Consider the following 15,126-nt stretch of genomic DNA (forward strand, 5'->3'; position numbering starts at 1 on the left):
GTCCGACCCATCGAGGAGTAACCCATGACGAGATCGGCAGTGGATTCGAACACGCAGGCAGGGGGCCTGTCCGATCAGGAACGGAAGAAGAAGAAAGCGCACCGCAAACTTCTCGGCGCGGGACTGCTCGGCAGTTCCATCGAGTGGTACGACTTCTTCTTGTACGGAACGGCTGCGGCACTGGTCTTTCCGCATGTGTTCTTCCCCGATTCATCCGCACTGATGGGCACATTGCTCTCGTTCAGTACGTTCTGGGCCGGCTTCGTTGCCCGCCCCATCGGCGGTTTGGTCGCCGGACACTTCGGCGACAAGTACGGACGCAAGCCCGCCGTCGTCACCTGCCTGTTGCTGATGGCTGTCGCGACATTCCTGATCGGCGCGATTCCGAGTGCGTCGGCAATCGGCGTCGTCGCTCCGATTCTTCTGGTGACACTGCGATTCATCCAAGGTCTCGCCTGCGGTGGCCAGTGGGGCGGAATCGTCCTTCTCCTCACTGAATCCGCGAGCCCCAAGAAGCGCGGATTCTCAGGCACTTTCGGTCAGATGGGTGTCTCGTTCGGTGTAGTGCTGGGCAACCTGGTCTTCCTTGTCGCGACCGCGACCATTTCCAACGAAGCATTCCTGAGCTGGGGTTGGCGAGTTCCGTTCTTCGCCAGCGCGCTGCTCTTCCCTGTGGTTCTGTACATCCAGACGAAGGTCGAGGACACGCCGGAATTCCTCGAGTTGCAGGAAGACGCCAAGAAGAACCAAAAGGATGTCGTCGTTCAGGCTCCACTGGCGCAGGCGCTCAAGGATCACTGGCGCAAGATCCTGCTCGGTTGCGGACTTCTGGCCGCCACCAATGCACTGTTCTACATCAGCATTGCCGGCGTACTCAGCTACGGCACAACCGAACTGGGGTTGAAGCGGAACTCACTGCTCATCATCTCGCTCCTGAGCGCGTTGCTGACAGTCGGCGTGGTGCTGTGGTCCGGGAAGATGTCCGACAAGATCGGTCGTCGTCCGATGATCCTGATCGGCGCCGCGGCGATCGTGGTCTGGGCATTCCCGTACTTCTGGTTGATCAACACCAAGTCCCTGCCGCTGTTCTTCATCGCAGTCACGGTCGGCAGCGTGTTCCAGTCGATGACCTACGGGCCGATCGCGGCATACATGGGTGAACTGTTCGCACCCAACGTGCGCTACTCGGCAGCATCGTTGGCCTACCAGTTGGCTGCGATCACGGTCAGTGGCGGCACCCCGTTCATCATGACAGCACTTATCGCGAAGACCGGAACCACGACATGGGTTGCCGTGTTCGTAGCACTCATGGGTCTGGTGACCTTCTTCAGCGCTTGGGTACTGAAAGAGACCAATCCGAAGGAAGTTCGGGACGATCCGAACGCAATTCCGGGCGCGCACCTCTACGCCAGGTAATACCTTCGGTCTCGAACAGACGCCCGCTATCGGTCACCGGTAGCGGGCGTCTGACGTATAACTGGAGCATGGCTGCAGCACGCACAGGCTCCGAAGATGCTTCGTCGACAGTGTCACGGGAACTCCCCTCCACTCAGCGTGGTTTGCGTACGCGTCGAGCGTTGATCGATGCGGCTCGCACCGTCTTCGAACGGACCGGTTATCTGGACTCGCGTCTGATCGACATCACGGTGGAGGCGCAGTGCTCGGCCGGTACGTTCTACACCTACTTCGCAAGCAAGGAGGAGATCTTCGCGGCTGTGATGGAGCTGGCGCGCGAAGACATGATGCATCCGGGCATGCCGCACACTCCGAAAGGAGCGGATCCCGCTGAGGTCATCGCGGCGAGCAACCGCGCGTACCTCGAGGCGTACCGACGTAACGCGAAGCTGATGGGACTGCTCGAGCAGGTCGCAAGTATCGATCCGGAGTTCCGGGTTCTCCGCCTCGAGCGTGCTGACGCGTTTGTTCGACGCAACGCGCGCAGTATCGAGAAGCTGCAGAAAGCCGGTCTGGCGGACGCGAACCTGGATCCGCTACTGACGTCTCGGGCACTCTCCGGGATGATCAGTCGACTTGCGTTCGGGTACTTCGTATCCCGCGGCGGCGAGGACGGCGCCGCCGGAGTGACCTTCGATGGTCTGCTCGATACGGTCAACCGGTTGTGGATCAACACTTTACAATTCTCGCTGCGCCAAAACTGATGTTGACGCCGGGTTCATGTTTGGTGTCTGATGGAGCAATGACACCTACGCGTACGGCAGTGCTCGTCGATTTCGGTGGAGTTCTCACCTCCAGTGTTCTTCAGGCCTTCGAAGATTTCGGGGCCTCGCTTGGGGGAGACCCACGACTTCCGTTGACGCTGCTCTCCCGCGACGACGTCTCGAAGAGGCTGCTCTCCGATCACGAATCCGGAAAGATCGACCAGGAGGCCTTCGAGGCCGGATTCGGAGAACGTCTACGAGCGCACGGCGCAGTCGTCGACAGCGTTGGATTGGTCGACCGTATGCAAGCCGGGCTGATTCGAGACGAGGAGATGGTGCGTCTGCTCGCGGACGTGCGGGCGGCGGGACACCCTGTTGCGCTCGTGTCCAATGCTTTCGGGCGTGATTGTTATTCGGGTTTTGTCCTCGAGGACCTGGCCGACGAAGTGGTGATCTCCTCGGAAGTCGGGATTCGTAAGCCCTCCCGTCAGATCTACATCATCGCGTGTGAGCGCCTGGGCGTCGCGCCCGAAGATGCCGTCATGATCGACGATCTGCAACAGAATCTCGACGGTGCGGCACGATTGGGGATCGCCGGCATTCTCCACACCGACGCGGAAAGCACTCGCAGGCAATTGGCATCGACGTTCGGACTACTGCCCACGCAGTGAAACTGTAGGTTTCTCGGTAACACTCGAATACTGCTGGAACACTTTTGGAGGAACGAATGATTGCTGTCATCGCGGATATCACCGTCAAGGACGGAAGCGGCGAGCAGTTCGAAGCCGTAATCGCCGAACTTGCGGAGAAGGTGCGCACGGAGGAGCCCGGAACGGTTCTGTATCAACTGATCCGATCGAAAACGGATGCGAATTCCTACAAGTTCATGGAGCTGTATCAGGACGGTGCTGCCATCAAGGCTCACGGAACGTCCGAGCATTTCCAGGCTGCAGGAAAGGCGATGGCGCCCTTCCTCGCCGGCGCCCCGCAGATCGAGTACTTCGACGCTCTCTGAGCGAGTGAACAGGTGAGCCCCGGCGAAATCTGGCCGGGGCTCACCTGTGTTTTCAGTTCTGCTTCTGGGCGAGGAGTTCGGTTCGGTCGATCGATCGCTTGAGGATCTTTCCCGTCGAACCCTTCGGGAGTGCGTCGATGAACTGGACGACTCGGGGAATCTTGTAGGCGGAGAGACGTTCCCGAGCCCACGAAGTGACGGCGTCTGCTTCGAGGTCGGAGCCTGGACGCACGGCCACCACTGCGGCAACTTCCTCCCCGTAGTAGTCGTCGGGTATGCCGATCACTGCGGCTTCGATGATGTCGGGGTGCTGGTAGAGCACCTCTTCGACCTCGCCCGGATAGACGTTGTATCCACCACGGATGATGAGGTCCTTCACTCGGTCGACGATGCGAAGGTCCCCGTCGGGATCGGTCTCACCGAGGTCTCCGGTGCGGAACCATCCGTCGTCGGAAAGAACGGCGGCGGTGTCTTCAGGGCGCTTCCAGTAACCCTTCATGACCGTCGGTCCTTTGATGAACACCTCGCCCACTGTGCCTGCCTCGCAGACATTTCCGTCGTGATCACGCACCTCGACCTCGGTGCGCGGTACGGCGCGGCCGGTGTATCCGATCTTTGCGACGCGGTCGATGCTGTTGAAAGTCCCGAACGCGCTCGTCTCGGTCAGGCCGTAGCCCTCGAGGATCGTGCAGTTGAACCGTGCTTCGAAGGCGCGAGCGACTTCACCGGGAAGTGATGCGCCACCGGAGATTGCGATCCTGAGTTGTTCGAAGTCGGAGCTGTCCACGTCGGCGGCGGCGTGCAGCATGGCATTCCACATGGTGGGGACACCGGCCATGATGGTGAGCTTGTCCCGGCGGACCAGGTCGAGCATGGCAGCGGGGTCGAACCGGGCGAGCAGGGACAGTGATCCGCCGCCGGTGAAGGTTGCCATCATGACCGAACCCTGGCCGAAGATATGGAAGAGCGGCAGTCCGGTTCCGGTGCGGTCCGAAGGGTTTCCGCGGCTGCTCTCGGCGCCGATCTCACCGGCGGACAACAAATTCCCGACGGTCAGCTGAGCGCCCTTCGGGCGTCCGGTGGTGCCGGAGGTATAGAGAATCGCCGTGGTGTCTGTTGCTTCACGGTCGACCACAGTTGCGGGTGCATGATCGGCCTTCGCCGACTCTTCGGTGAGTGTCCACACCGGGACGCCGCGCGCGCTCCCTGCATCCTGGACTGCGGGACCGAGCTGATGCCACGCGATGGCCAGGGAAATCTCCGCGTCGTCCAGAACGTACTCGACTTCGGGTTGCGCCGACATCGTGTTGATCGGTACCACGACACAACCTGCGGCCTGAATTCCCATGTACGCCACGACGAATTCCGCTACCGACGGTGCCGCTAGGAGAACCCGATCGCCTACGCTCAACCCGGCGTCGCGAATGCGGCCGGCGAACGCCAGGGATGCGTCGTGGAGCTGCCGGTAAGTCCAGTGTTCATCCGTGCCGCGGATCGCAATGCTGTTTCGAATTGCGATGTTGTCCGGTGTGACTTCCGCGTGACGGGTCACCGGGTCGAGAACGCTAACCATGGTTCTGCCTTTCGGGAGGAATCGACCGATTGTGTGTCCTGGGTCTCACCAGAGCGTACACTTGAATCCGGCGTCAACATCGAGTCTGCTGGGATTGTCCCGAAATGATGTTGGCTCGGAAGGATGGGGAGCGCACCGTGCTCGATGACGAATCGCGAATTGCCGCCCTGCCGGTGGCTCCGCCTGCGCTGCTCCGAGATCGGCCCACCACCGAGCGGGGAACCCGCACGCGCGCAGCGCTGATTGCCGCTGCCCGCACGGTATTCGAGCGTAGTGGCTATCTCGATGCCCGTCTGATCGACATCGCCAAAGAAGCCGGCTGCGCGACGGGATCGTTCTACACCTACTTCGCGAACAAGGAAGAGGTCTTCGCCGCCGTCCTCGAGGTCGCGCGAGACGACATGATGCACCCGGGCATGGGACGCGTGGCGGGCGCAGACGATCCGTACGCCGTGCTCGAGGCAAGTAATCGAGCGTATCTGGCGGCGTATCAACGCAATGCGAAATTGATGGGGCTCATGGAGCAGGTTGCTCACATCGACCCGGAGTTCCGAAAGTTCCGCAGCGAGCGTGCCAATGCGTTCATACGCCGTAATGCCCGCGGGATTGCAGATCTGCAGAGTCGTGGTATCGCGGACACGACGCTGGATCCGATGACAGCGTCAATTGCTCTGTCCGGCATGGTGAGTCGGCTCGCCTACAGTCTGTTCACCCTCCATGAGGGTGAGGTGGACGGGCGTTCGCCGGAGTTCGATCAGATTGTCGCCACGGTGACAGACCTGTGGGCTAACGCGCTGAAGTTCCCTGACCGATCCTGAAGCGGCAGGTCGCCCCGGCCGTATCGACGTTCGAGCGGCCGGGACGTGCCGGGTCTTGTTTCAGCTTTTCTCTGTTCAGCTTTTCTCTGTTCAGCTTTTCTCGACGACGCGAGCGACGGATTCGGCCACGACGACTGGCTTGTCGGAACCTTCGCGCTCAACCACCTGGCTCATCTTCACCTGGATTCCGCCGGGCAACTGCTCCGCGGACACGACGGTTGCACGCATGCGGACCCGGGATCCCACGGGAACCGGAGCGGGGAAGCGAACCTTGTCGTAGCCGTAATTGAGGCTGTGCGCGAAGCCGTCGAAGTGGATGAGTTGGTAGGAGAACTGTGGGCCCAGCGAGAGGCTGAAGAGTCCGTGCGCGATCGTGCTGCCGAGCGGGCTCGATGCGGCTCGTTCCGGGTCGACGTGAATCCACTGATGATCGTTTGTGGCTTCGGCGAACGCGTTGATGCGCTCCTGGGTGATGTCGTACCACTCCGTCGGGCCAAGTTCCTGGCCGATGAGCTTCTCGAGCTCGGCGAAGGTGGACGGGCGGACGGGCAATTGGTTTTCAGTCATCGTTGATCCCTTTACTCGCAGTTCAGGAGGACGGAACGGGCCGTTCGGGTGACCGTCGCGATTCGACGGTTGAAACTGACGCCGGATTCAACTATACATGAGGGGAGACGTGGATCACTGTCAGCGCCTAGGTATGACGCAAGCGAGAGGAATCGCTCATGAAGGTTGCCCAGAAGGTAGCAATTGTCACCGGTGGCGGCGGGGGGATCGGCGGTGCGTTGGCGCAGCGACTGGCCGCAGAGGGCGCTCGCGTCGTAGTAGCCGACCTCGACGGGGCGGCAGCTTCGGCAGTGGCAGAGGCGATCAACATGGAGCATCCCGGCGCAGCAGTGTCTGCGGGTGGCGACGTCTCCGACGAGACGGTCATTGCGGGCCTCATCGCGCAGGCGGAAAAGGAATTCGGCCCGGTCGACCTCTACTTCGCCAATGCCGGCGTCACCGGAGGCATGGGCCTCGACATCAGTGAGGACGTCTGGGACACGACGATCGACGTCAACGTTCGCGCCCACATTCGTGCCGCCAGGCTCCTCGTCCCTGGTTGGACCGAGCGCGGGGAAGGCTACTTCATCAGCACTGCCTCTGCTGCCGGCTTGCTCAGTCAGGTCGGGTCCGCCGCGTACTCGGTGACCAAACATGCCGCGGTCGCGTTTGCCGAGTGGCTCTCGATCACCTACGGAGATCAGGGCGTTCGCGTCAGTTGCCTGTGTCCGATGGGTGTCAACACCAAGCTTCTCTACGAAGGCGAGAACTCCGGCGATCCGGTCGGCAAGGCCGCAACCGGGGCCGTGCTTGCGGCAGGCAATGTTCTCGAGCCTGCTGAATGCGCCGAAATCGTTCTTGCCGCAGTAGATGCCGAGGAATTCCTCATCCTTCCGCACAAGAACGTTCTGGACATGTACCGGCAGAAGGGCGCCGACTACGACCGTTGGCTGCGCGGGATGCGCCGGTACCAGGCGTCGCTGCTCGCGGGAACGCGATGACCGAGCAACTCGTCCTCTCCGAGCAGAGAGGAGCGGTGCTGGTCCTGACATTCAATCGGCCCCGCGTTCTCAACGCGTGGACCAACGAGCTCGAAGATCAGTACTACGACCTTTTGGCCGCAGCAGACGAAGATCCCAGTGTCCGAGCAATTGTTGTCACCGGCTCCGGTCGAGGATTCTGCTCGGGGGCTGACCTCGGCAATTTGAAGAACGTCGGCGACGTCTCCGAAAGTGATCTTGTCCGACCACGGGACCGTGATTTCCCGACCACCGTTCGCAAGCCGCTGATCGCTGCCGTCAACGGCGTCGCCGCAGGGCTCGGAATGGTCGAGGCTCTGTACTGTGACGTTCGTTTCGGTTCGAGCGCAACGCGATTCACTACCGCGTTCGCGCGTCGAGGCCTGATTGCGGAGTACGGCATCTCCTGGATGTTGCCCCGCTTGGTCGGTCACAGTCGAGCAGTCGATCTTCTGCTTTCCAGCCGGATGGTGGATGCCGACGAGGCGTACCGTATCGGTTTGATCGACCACCTGGTCAGCGGCGGTGACGTTCTGGATGCGGCGATTGCTTACGCCGAGGACATCGCGGCCAACTGCTCGCCGACGTCCCTCTCCGTCATCAAGTCTCAGATGAGTGCCGACGCGCACTCGACCTTCACCGATTCCGCCAGGCGTGCGGAATCACTGATGCTGAATGCATTTCACGGCCCGGATGTCGTCGAGGGCGTCAACAGCCATCTCGAACATCGAGCCCCCAATTTTCCTTCCCTCTCTGTCAGGAGTTCACATGTCAGTGTTTGAGTTCTCGGATCGCACCAAGAAGTACCAGGCCGAACTGCTCGATTTCATGGACAAGCACGTTTACCCGGCCGAAGCGGTCTACGAAGAGCAGATGCGTGAGTCCGGTAACCCGCACTTCCAGCCGCCGATCATCGACGACTTGAAGAAGGAAGCCAAGGCGCGCGGGCTGTGGAACCTCTTTCACCCGCATCCCGAATGGGGCCCCGGCCTGACCAACCTGGAATACGCACCGCTCGCGGAGATCATGGGCCGCAGCCACCTGGCTTCCGAGGCCACCAACTGCGCCGCTCCGGACACGGGAAACATGGAGGTGCTCACGCTCTTCGGCACCGACGAGCACAAGGAGAAGTACCTCAAGCCGCTTCTCGAAGGCGAAATCCGTTCTGCTTTCGCGATGACCGAGCCCGAGGTTGCCAGTTCCGACGCCACCAACATCCAGCTTCGTATGGACCGTGACGGCGACGAGTACGTACTGAACGGCCGTAAGTGGTTCGCTTCCAACGCTTTGCACCAGAACTGCAAGGTTCTGATCGTCATGGGCAAGACCGACTTCAATGCCGCCACCCACCGTCAGCAGTCGATGATGGTCGTTCCGATCGATGCTCCCGGCGTCACGATCCTGCGCAACCTGCCGGTCTTCGGCTACCAGGACCGCGAAGGACACGGCGAGATCGCTTTCGAGGACGTGCGCGTCCCGGCCAAGGACATTCTCGCCGGCGAGGGCGAAGGATTCGCGATCAGCCAGGCCCGCCTCGGCCCCGGCCGCATCCACCACTGCATGCGTGCAATCGGAATGGCCGAGCGCGCACTGGAACTGATGTGCAAGCGCGCATCCACCCGCATCACCTTCGGAAAGCCCGTCAGCGACAACGCGAATATCCAGGACTGGATCGCCGAGGCTCGTATCGACATCGAGATGGTTCGACTCCTCACGCTCAAGGCCGCTCACATGATGGACACGGTGGGCAACAAGGAAGCGCGCACCGAGATCGCAGCCATCAAGGTTGCGGCGCCGAACATCGCGCTCAAGATCATCGACCGCGCCATCCAGGTTCACGGCGGCGGCGGCGTCACGGACGACTTCCCGCTCGCGATGGCTTACGCCCACATGCGCACCCTTCGCCTGGCTGACGGCCCGGACGAGGTGCACAAGCGCGCGATCGCCAAGCAGGAACTGCGCAAGTACCGCGAAGTCAAGGCGAACTGACATGGCAGGACTGGATCTCACCGGTAAGACGGCAATCGTCACAGGCGCATCGCGGGGCATCGGCCTCGCGACCGCGCAGGCGATTGCGGCGGCGGGCGGAAACGTCGTACTGACTTCGCGCTCACAGGAATCCGCAGATGCGGCTGCCGCGCAGGTGAACGGCAACGCGATCGGCGTCGGCGCTCACGCGACGGACGAGGATGCTGCACGCAAGTGCGTCGAGCAGACGATCGAGCGTTTCGGCAGTCTCGACATCTTGGTGAACAACGCGGGCACCAACCCGTCGTTCGGGCCGATCATCAACCAGGATCACTCGCGCTTCGCCAAGACCTTCGACGTCAACGTGTGGGCTCCAGTCCTGTGGACCGGCCTGGCAGCGCGGGCCTGGATGGGCGAGCACGGTGGTTCCGTGGTCAACACCGCCTCGATCGGCGGCATGGCGTTCGAGGCCGGGATCGGTACGTACAACGCGTCGAAGGCTGCTCTGATCCACATCACCAAGCAGTTGGCGCTCGAGTTGTCACCGAAGATTCGTGTCAACGCCGTTGCTCCGGGAGTGGTGAGAACCAAACTCGCCGAAGCTCTGTGGAAAGAACATGAAGAAGCGGTGTCCGCGTCGACCGCTCTCGGACGCATCGGTGAACCCGAGGACGTGGCCGCTGCCATCGCCTTCCTGGTTTCGGATGCAGCCCAGTGGATCACCGGCGAGATCATGACGATCGACGGTGGCCAGTTGTTGGGTGACGCACTCCCGTTCCGGCAGGGAGCGTCCGTCGGTGGCTAGCGTCGGAGTAGTGGGACTCGATACCGAAGCGGTCACCGGGTGGATAGCAGGCCTGGGGATCGCCTTCACCGGGCCGTTGTCCTTCGATCGAATCGGCCTGGGGCAGTCGAATCTCACGTACCTGGTTCGCGATCAAGACGGCAATCGCTGGGTGCTACGACGCCCACCGCTGGGGCACCTGCTGGCCTCGGCTCACGACGTGGCGCGTGAGGCTCGAATCCTGAGCGCTCTCGAATCCACCGACGTGCCTTCGCCGCGAGTATTCGGGTTGACCGAGGATCCAGCCGTCACCGAAGTTCCGCTGCTCCTCATGGAATTCGTGGACGGCGAAGTGGTGGACCGAATGCCTCTTGCGGAGGCGTTGTCGGAAGATCGTCGCCGGGCAATCGGAATCTCGCTCGCTCAGACGCTGGCGAAAATACACGCCGTCGACCTCGAACAGGCCGGTCTCGACGACCTGGCAAGCCACAAGCCCTACGCTGCACGGCAGCTGAAGCGCTGGGGCGGACAGTGGGAACAGTCGAAGACGCGGGAATGTCCTGACCTGGACGATCTCACCCGACGTCTCATTGCAGCTCAGCCGGCTCACACCGAAACCACGTTGGTGCACGGCGACTTTCACCTACGCAACGTGATCACCTCCGCTGAGAACGGCGAAGTTGTCGCGGCCCTCGACTGGGAACTCTGCACACTCGGTGATCCGTTGGCCGATGTCGGAAGCTTGTTGGCGTACTGGCCGGCGGCCGGGGAGGACACTGGTGGCGATTTCCCGGCGTCAGCGCTCCCGGGATTCCCTTCGCGAGAGGAGATCTCCCGGATCTATCTCGAGGCCACCGGACGGGATCCGGCTGCGCTGAAGTTCTGGCACACCTTGGGGCTGTGGAAGATCGCCGTGATCGCCGAGGGCGTGATGCGTCGCGCCCGCGACGAACCGCAGAATGCCGCGGAGAGCGGAACTCCCACCGTGGAACGTATTGACGCCTTGGTAGCCAAAGCCAGGGAAATTGCAGATCAGGCCGGGATCTGACGAGATCGTCCGGTGTCCGTCGAATCACGAAATTATGGAGGGCCAGTGAGCCAGGAACGTAGAACCGCAATTGTCACGGGTGCAGCACGCGGAATCGGTGCGGCAGTGGCCAAGCGACTGTCGGAAGACGGCTTTGCCGTTGCCGTGCTGGATCTCGACGAAGCAGCGTGTGCCGGAACCGTCGACGCGATCAAGGCCGCAGGCGGCCAAGCACTGGCCGTGGGCGCTGACGTCTCCGACGAGGCTTCGGTTGCTGCAGCGGTGGATCGTGTGGCCGCAGAACTCGGTGCACCTACCGTGCTGATCAACAATGCCGGCATCACTCGCGACAACCTTCTGTTCAAGATGAGCGTCGCCGAGTGGGATTCGGTGATGAACGTCCATCTGCGCGGAGCGTTCCTCATGTCGCGTGCGGTGCAGAAGTACATGGTGGAAGCGAAGTTCGGCCGCATCGTGAACCTCTCGAGCACGTCGGCTCTCGGCAACCGCGGACAGGTCAACTACTCCGCAGCCAAGGCCGGCATGCAGGGATTCACCAAGACATTGGCCTTCGAATTGGGCAAGTTCGGCGTCACCGCCAACGCCATTGCCCCCGGATTCATCGAAACCGAGATGACCGCCGCAACGGCAGAGCGCATGGGAGTCGGCTTCGAGGACTTCAAGACCGCTGCCGCTTCGCAGATTCCGGTCAACCGCGTCGGTCAGCCCGAGGACATCGCGCACACCGCGTCGTTCTTCGTCAGTGAAGGCGCGGGCTTCGTTTCCGGTCAGGTCGTCTACGTCGCCGGTGGACCCAAGGACTGACCGTCCGCTCACCGCTCGAACCGAAGGAATGGGCATGGCTTTCGACGAAGAGGCAGTATCGCGTGATCTCACCGAAAAGGTGAACACGCTTCTCGCGGAGAACGATCCGAACCGTGTGTCGGTGTCGGATTTCCTCGGCGCACGATTCGACGCCGGACTGGCGTGGGTTCATTTCCCCGAAGGTCATGGGGGACTCGGTGTACCGCAGAGCTTTCAGCGTCAGGTGAACGCTCAGCTGGAGGCCGCCGGCGCACCCGGCCCGGCCACCGGCAAGAACGGCATCGGACTCGGCATGGCGGCACCGACCATCGCCGCCTTCGGTACCGAGGAGCAGAAGCAGAAGTTCCTGCGCCCGTTGTGGACTGCGGAGACGGTCTACTGCCAGCTGTTCAGTGAACCGGGCGCAGGGTCGGACCTCGCGGCCGTCGCTACCCGCGCCGTCCGCGACGGCGACGACTGGATAGTCAACGGGCAGAAGGTATGGACGTCGGGCGCGCAGAATGCGCAGCTGGCGATTCTCGTGGCCAGGACCGATCCGTCACGTTCCAAGCATGCGGGTCTGAGCTACTTCATCTGCGACATGACCGACCCGGGCGTCGATGTCCGGCCGCTGCGTCAGATCACCGGCGAGGCCGAATTCAACGAGGTATTCCTCACGGACGTCAGGATTCCGGACGCCAATCGCCTCGGAGCCGAAGGCCAGGGGTGGAAGGTTGCGACCACCACCCTGAACAACGAGCGTGTTGCCATCGGTTCGGGCGCACCGCGTGAGGGAGGCATGATCGGAAAGGTCGCTCAGGCCTGGCGTGACGAGCCCGAGCTGCGTAATCCGGCGATGCACGACGAGTTGATGCGGCTCTGGACCGAATCCGAAGTTGCGCGTCTGACCGGTGAGCGACTGCGCCAGCAGCTCGCCGCCGGCCAGCCTGGCCCCGAAGGCTCGGGAATGAAGCTCGCGTTTGCCGGTTTGGCTCAGCAGATTTCGGGTTTCGACCTCGAGCTGCACGGCGAAGCCGGTCTGCGCTACGACGACTGGACGCTGCGTCGACCGGATTCCGTCGACTTCACCGGGCGTGAACCCGGATACCGGTACCTGCGAGCCAAGGGCAATTCGATCGAGGGCGGAACGTCGGAGATCCTGCGCAACGTCATCGCAGAACGTGTACTCGGGTTGCCGCCCGAGCATCGCGTCGACAAGGACATCGCCTGGAAGGACCTACCCCGATGAGCGCCGATCTGCTGTACTCCGAGACCGAACAAGATCTGCGAGCCAGCGTCAGACGACTGCTGAGCGAGCGGGCCGGCGCCGACACCGTGGTCACGGCGTACGACGACGTGTCCGCCGACTTCACCGGGCTGTGGAAGTCGCTGGCGTCGGAACTCGGTTTGGCGGGACTGCTGGTACCCGAGGAACTGGGCGGTGCAGGTGCGTCGACGCGTGAGGCGGCGGTCGTGATGGAGGAGATCGGACGTGCGGTCGCTCCCGTTCCGTTCTTCTCCAGCGCGGTGCTGGCGACGACGGCGTTGCTGAAGGCCGGCGAGACCGAGGTGCTCGGTCAATTGGCAGCGGGGGATTCGACGGCTGCTCTGGTCGTCCCGTTGTCCACTGCACCAGGAACTTTCACACCTACTGTCAAGGTAACGGCGAGTGGACTCGTCGGCAGCGTCACGACGGTTGCCGGCGTCGCCGAGTCCGATGTTCTTGTTGTTCCGGTTGCCGGTGAGAGCGGCCTGGAGCTGCACACCGTTCGGATCGCCGACGCTACCGTCACGCCGGTTCTGTCCCTGGACATGACGCGCCGATTGGCGGACGTCGAGTTCTCGGGTTCGTCGTCGGTCCGTGTCGACAGCGGCAATGCGGCGCAAGCGGTTGAGGAAGCGTTGCTCTGCGGAAGCGCACTTCTGGCGTCCGAACAGTTCGCTGTAGCTCAGTGGTGCCTCGAAACGACTCTCGCGTATGTGAAGGAGCGCAAGCAGTTCGGCCGGGCGATCGGTTCGTACCAGGCGATCAAGCACCGCCTCGCCGATCTCTGGCTCGAAGTCAGCTCTTCGGGCGCGGCAGCACGCTATGCGGCGGACACCTATGCACGCGGCGACGCCGATGCGGCGATCGCAGCGACGGTGGCCCAGGCATTCTGCAGCGGCGTCGCGGTTCATGCTGCGGAGGAATGCGTCCAACTTCATGGTGGTATCGGAATGACGTGGGAGTATCCGGCGCACCTGTACCTCAAACGGGCGAAGAGCGATCAGCTGTCGCTGGGAACCGCGTATCAGCATCGGGCACGCCTCGCCGAGTTGGTCGACCTCCCGATCTCGTCCTGAAACTCACCCACTATCTGTCTGGAGAATTGCTGTGAAGGCTTGGCGCGTCAACGAACTCGGTCAACCCCGCGATGTGCTCGCGTTGGAGGAGACCGCGGATCCCACCCCGAATGCGACGGAGATGTTGGTCAAGGTGCTGGCGGCTCCGGCCAACTTCCCCGACGTCCTCATGTGCCGGGGTGAGTACCAGATCAAGCCGCCGCTGCCCTTCACACCCGGTGTCGAACTGTGTGGTGAAGTGGTCTCGGTCGGTGAATCGGTGACCAAGTTCGCAGTGGGGGACCGGGTGATCGGTAATCCGAGTCTGCCGTCCGGCGGATTCGCCGAGTACTCGGTACTGGATCAGAACAACACGTTCCCGGCGCCGTCGGCTCTCGACGACGCGGAAGCATCCGCTCTGAGCATCGGCTATCAGACAGCGTGGTTCGCTCTGCATCGCCGCACCCAACTGCTCGAGGGTGAGACGTTGTTGGTCCACGCTGCTGCGGGTGGTGTCGGTAGTGCGGCAGTGCAACTCGGCAAGGCGGCAGGCGCCAAGGTCATCGGTGTCGTCGGCGGCCCGGACAAGGCCGAGTACGCGCGCAAGCTCGGCGCAGACCTCGTCGTAGACCGTCACAGTGAGGACTTCGTGGCAGCGGTCAAGGAGTTCACCGGCGGCAAGGGCGCCGACGTGGTCTTCGATCCGGTCGGCGGCGACGCCTACGCGAAGTCCACCAAGTGCATCGCCTTCGAGGGACGGATCGTCATCATCGGCTTCGCCGGTGGCACGATCCCGCAGCCGGCCCTCAATCACGCTCTCATCAAGAACTATTCGATCATCGGACTGCACTGGGGGCTGTACAAGGCCTACAACCAGCAGGCCATCGACGACTGCCACGTCGAGCTCACCAGGCTCGCCGATGCCGGCTTGGTCAAACCACTGATCAGTGAGCGGCTGTCGTTGACGGACGTTGCCGACGGTATCGGTCGCCTCGGCGACGGCACCACTGTCGGTCGCGTCGTGTTCCAGCCCTGATTCTTTGCTGTGCGCCTTTATTAACCCCCGGCGGTTAATAAAGGCGCACAGCACT

The 15,126-nt window shown here is 62.4% G+C and carries 16 protein-coding genes; 14 read left to right on the forward strand and 2 right to left on the reverse strand.

Annotated elements, in window-relative coordinates; all coding sequences use genetic code 11:
- Positions 1–24 precede the first annotated feature (24 nt).
- The 4 genes from ACKAMS_RS03040 to ACKAMS_RS03055 all read left to right on the forward strand — a co-directional run bounded on the left by ACKAMS_RS03040 (position 25) and on the right by ACKAMS_RS03055 (position 3,174).
- Positions 25–1,416, forward strand: coding sequence for an MFS transporter (locus ACKAMS_RS03040; RefSeq protein ID WP_019745709.1), 1,392 nt, complete (start codon positions 25–27; stop codon positions 1,414–1,416).
- A 68-nt stretch (positions 1,417–1,484) separates the two neighbouring features.
- The gene (locus tag ACKAMS_RS03045; RefSeq protein ID WP_019745708.1) at positions 1,485–2,159 is read left to right on the forward strand and encodes a TetR/AcrR family transcriptional regulator; all 675 of its coding nucleotides are present in this window, start codon (positions 1,485–1,487) and stop codon (positions 2,157–2,159) included.
- Between the two features lie 38 nt (positions 2,160–2,197).
- Complete coding sequence (locus tag ACKAMS_RS03050) at positions 2,198–2,830, forward strand: HAD family phosphatase (RefSeq protein WP_046379450.1); 633 nt, start codon at positions 2,198–2,200, stop codon at positions 2,828–2,830.
- Between the two features lie 56 nt (positions 2,831–2,886).
- Positions 2,887–3,174, forward strand: coding sequence for a putative quinol monooxygenase (locus ACKAMS_RS03055; RefSeq protein ID WP_019745706.1), 288 nt, complete (start codon positions 2,887–2,889; stop codon positions 3,172–3,174).
- Positions 3,175–3,226: 52 nt separating this feature from the next.
- Here ACKAMS_RS03055 and ACKAMS_RS03060 read toward each other — a convergent pair whose 3' ends face one another.
- A complete protein-coding gene (locus ACKAMS_RS03060; RefSeq protein ID WP_019745705.1) occupies positions 3,227–4,747 on the reverse strand; it encodes an AMP-binding protein in 1,521 nt (506 codons plus the stop codon).
- Positions 4,748–4,851: 104 nt separating this feature from the next.
- Between ACKAMS_RS03060 and ACKAMS_RS03065 the strand changes: the two genes are divergently transcribed.
- A complete protein-coding gene (locus tag ACKAMS_RS03065; protein ID WP_019745704.1) occupies positions 4,852–5,565 on the forward strand; it encodes a TetR/AcrR family transcriptional regulator in 714 nt (237 codons plus the stop codon).
- 90 nt (positions 5,566–5,655) lie between these two features.
- Here the strand turns inward: ACKAMS_RS03065 and ACKAMS_RS03070 are convergent, their stop codons facing one another.
- Positions 5,656–6,132: a MaoC family dehydratase gene (locus ACKAMS_RS03070; RefSeq protein ID WP_003942878.1), complete on the reverse strand. Its 477-nt coding sequence runs from the start codon at positions 6,130–6,132 to the stop codon at positions 5,656–5,658.
- Positions 6,133–6,290: 158 nt separating this feature from the next.
- Between ACKAMS_RS03070 and ACKAMS_RS03075 the strand changes: the two genes are divergently transcribed.
- The 9 genes from ACKAMS_RS03075 to ACKAMS_RS03115 are packed head-to-tail and all read left to right on the forward strand — an operon-like array spanning position 6,291 to position 15,071.
- Positions 6,291–7,112, forward strand: coding sequence for an SDR family oxidoreductase (locus tag ACKAMS_RS03075; protein ID WP_020909431.1), 822 nt, complete (start codon positions 6,291–6,293; stop codon positions 7,110–7,112).
- Positions 7,109–7,912 carry an enoyl-CoA hydratase-related protein gene (locus ACKAMS_RS03080; RefSeq protein WP_408988585.1) on the forward strand — a complete coding sequence of 268 codons (804 nt, stop codon included), beginning with the start codon at positions 7,109–7,111 and terminating at the stop codon, positions 7,910–7,912. Before ACKAMS_RS03075 ends, ACKAMS_RS03080 begins: the two co-directional genes overlap by 4 nt.
- Entirely contained in the window at positions 7,899–9,119 is a 1,221-nt protein-coding gene (locus tag ACKAMS_RS03085; protein WP_408988586.1) for an acyl-CoA dehydrogenase family protein, read from the forward strand. Before ACKAMS_RS03080 ends, ACKAMS_RS03085 begins: the two co-directional genes overlap by 14 nt.
- A 1-nt stretch (position 9,120) precedes the next feature.
- On the forward strand, positions 9,121–9,903 hold the full coding sequence (locus ACKAMS_RS03090; protein WP_007730827.1) for an SDR family oxidoreductase: 783 nt from the start codon (positions 9,121–9,123) through the stop codon (positions 9,901–9,903).
- Positions 9,896–10,930, forward strand: coding sequence for a phosphotransferase family protein (locus ACKAMS_RS03095; RefSeq protein ID WP_408988587.1), 1,035 nt, complete (start codon positions 9,896–9,898; stop codon positions 10,928–10,930). The genes ACKAMS_RS03090 and ACKAMS_RS03095 overlap by 8 nt, the downstream gene beginning before the upstream one ends.
- Positions 10,931–10,975: 45 nt before the next feature.
- The gene (gene fabG / locus ACKAMS_RS03100; protein WP_020909429.1) at positions 10,976–11,734 is read left to right on the forward strand and encodes a 3-oxoacyl-ACP reductase FabG; all 759 of its coding nucleotides are present in this window, start codon (positions 10,976–10,978) and stop codon (positions 11,732–11,734) included.
- Positions 11,735–11,768: 34 nt separating this feature from the next.
- Positions 11,769–12,962: an acyl-CoA dehydrogenase family protein gene (locus ACKAMS_RS03105; RefSeq protein WP_133727240.1), complete on the forward strand. Its 1,194-nt coding sequence runs from the start codon at positions 11,769–11,771 to the stop codon at positions 12,960–12,962.
- On the forward strand, positions 12,959–14,056 hold the full coding sequence (locus tag ACKAMS_RS03110) for an acyl-CoA dehydrogenase family protein (protein ID WP_020909428.1): 1,098 nt from the start codon (positions 12,959–12,961) through the stop codon (positions 14,054–14,056). The genes ACKAMS_RS03105 and ACKAMS_RS03110 overlap by 4 nt, the downstream gene beginning before the upstream one ends.
- A 31-nt stretch (positions 14,057–14,087) precedes the next feature.
- Complete coding sequence (locus ACKAMS_RS03115) at positions 14,088–15,071, forward strand: NADPH:quinone oxidoreductase family protein (protein WP_003943088.1); 984 nt, start codon at positions 14,088–14,090, stop codon at positions 15,069–15,071.
- Positions 15,072–15,126: the final 55 nt, after the last annotated feature.

The sequence above is a fragment of the Rhodococcus sp. 5A-K4 genome (assembly GCF_046097995.1).
Lineage (GTDB): Bacteria > Actinomycetota > Actinomycetes > Mycobacteriales > Mycobacteriaceae > Rhodococcus_F > Rhodococcus_F erythropolis.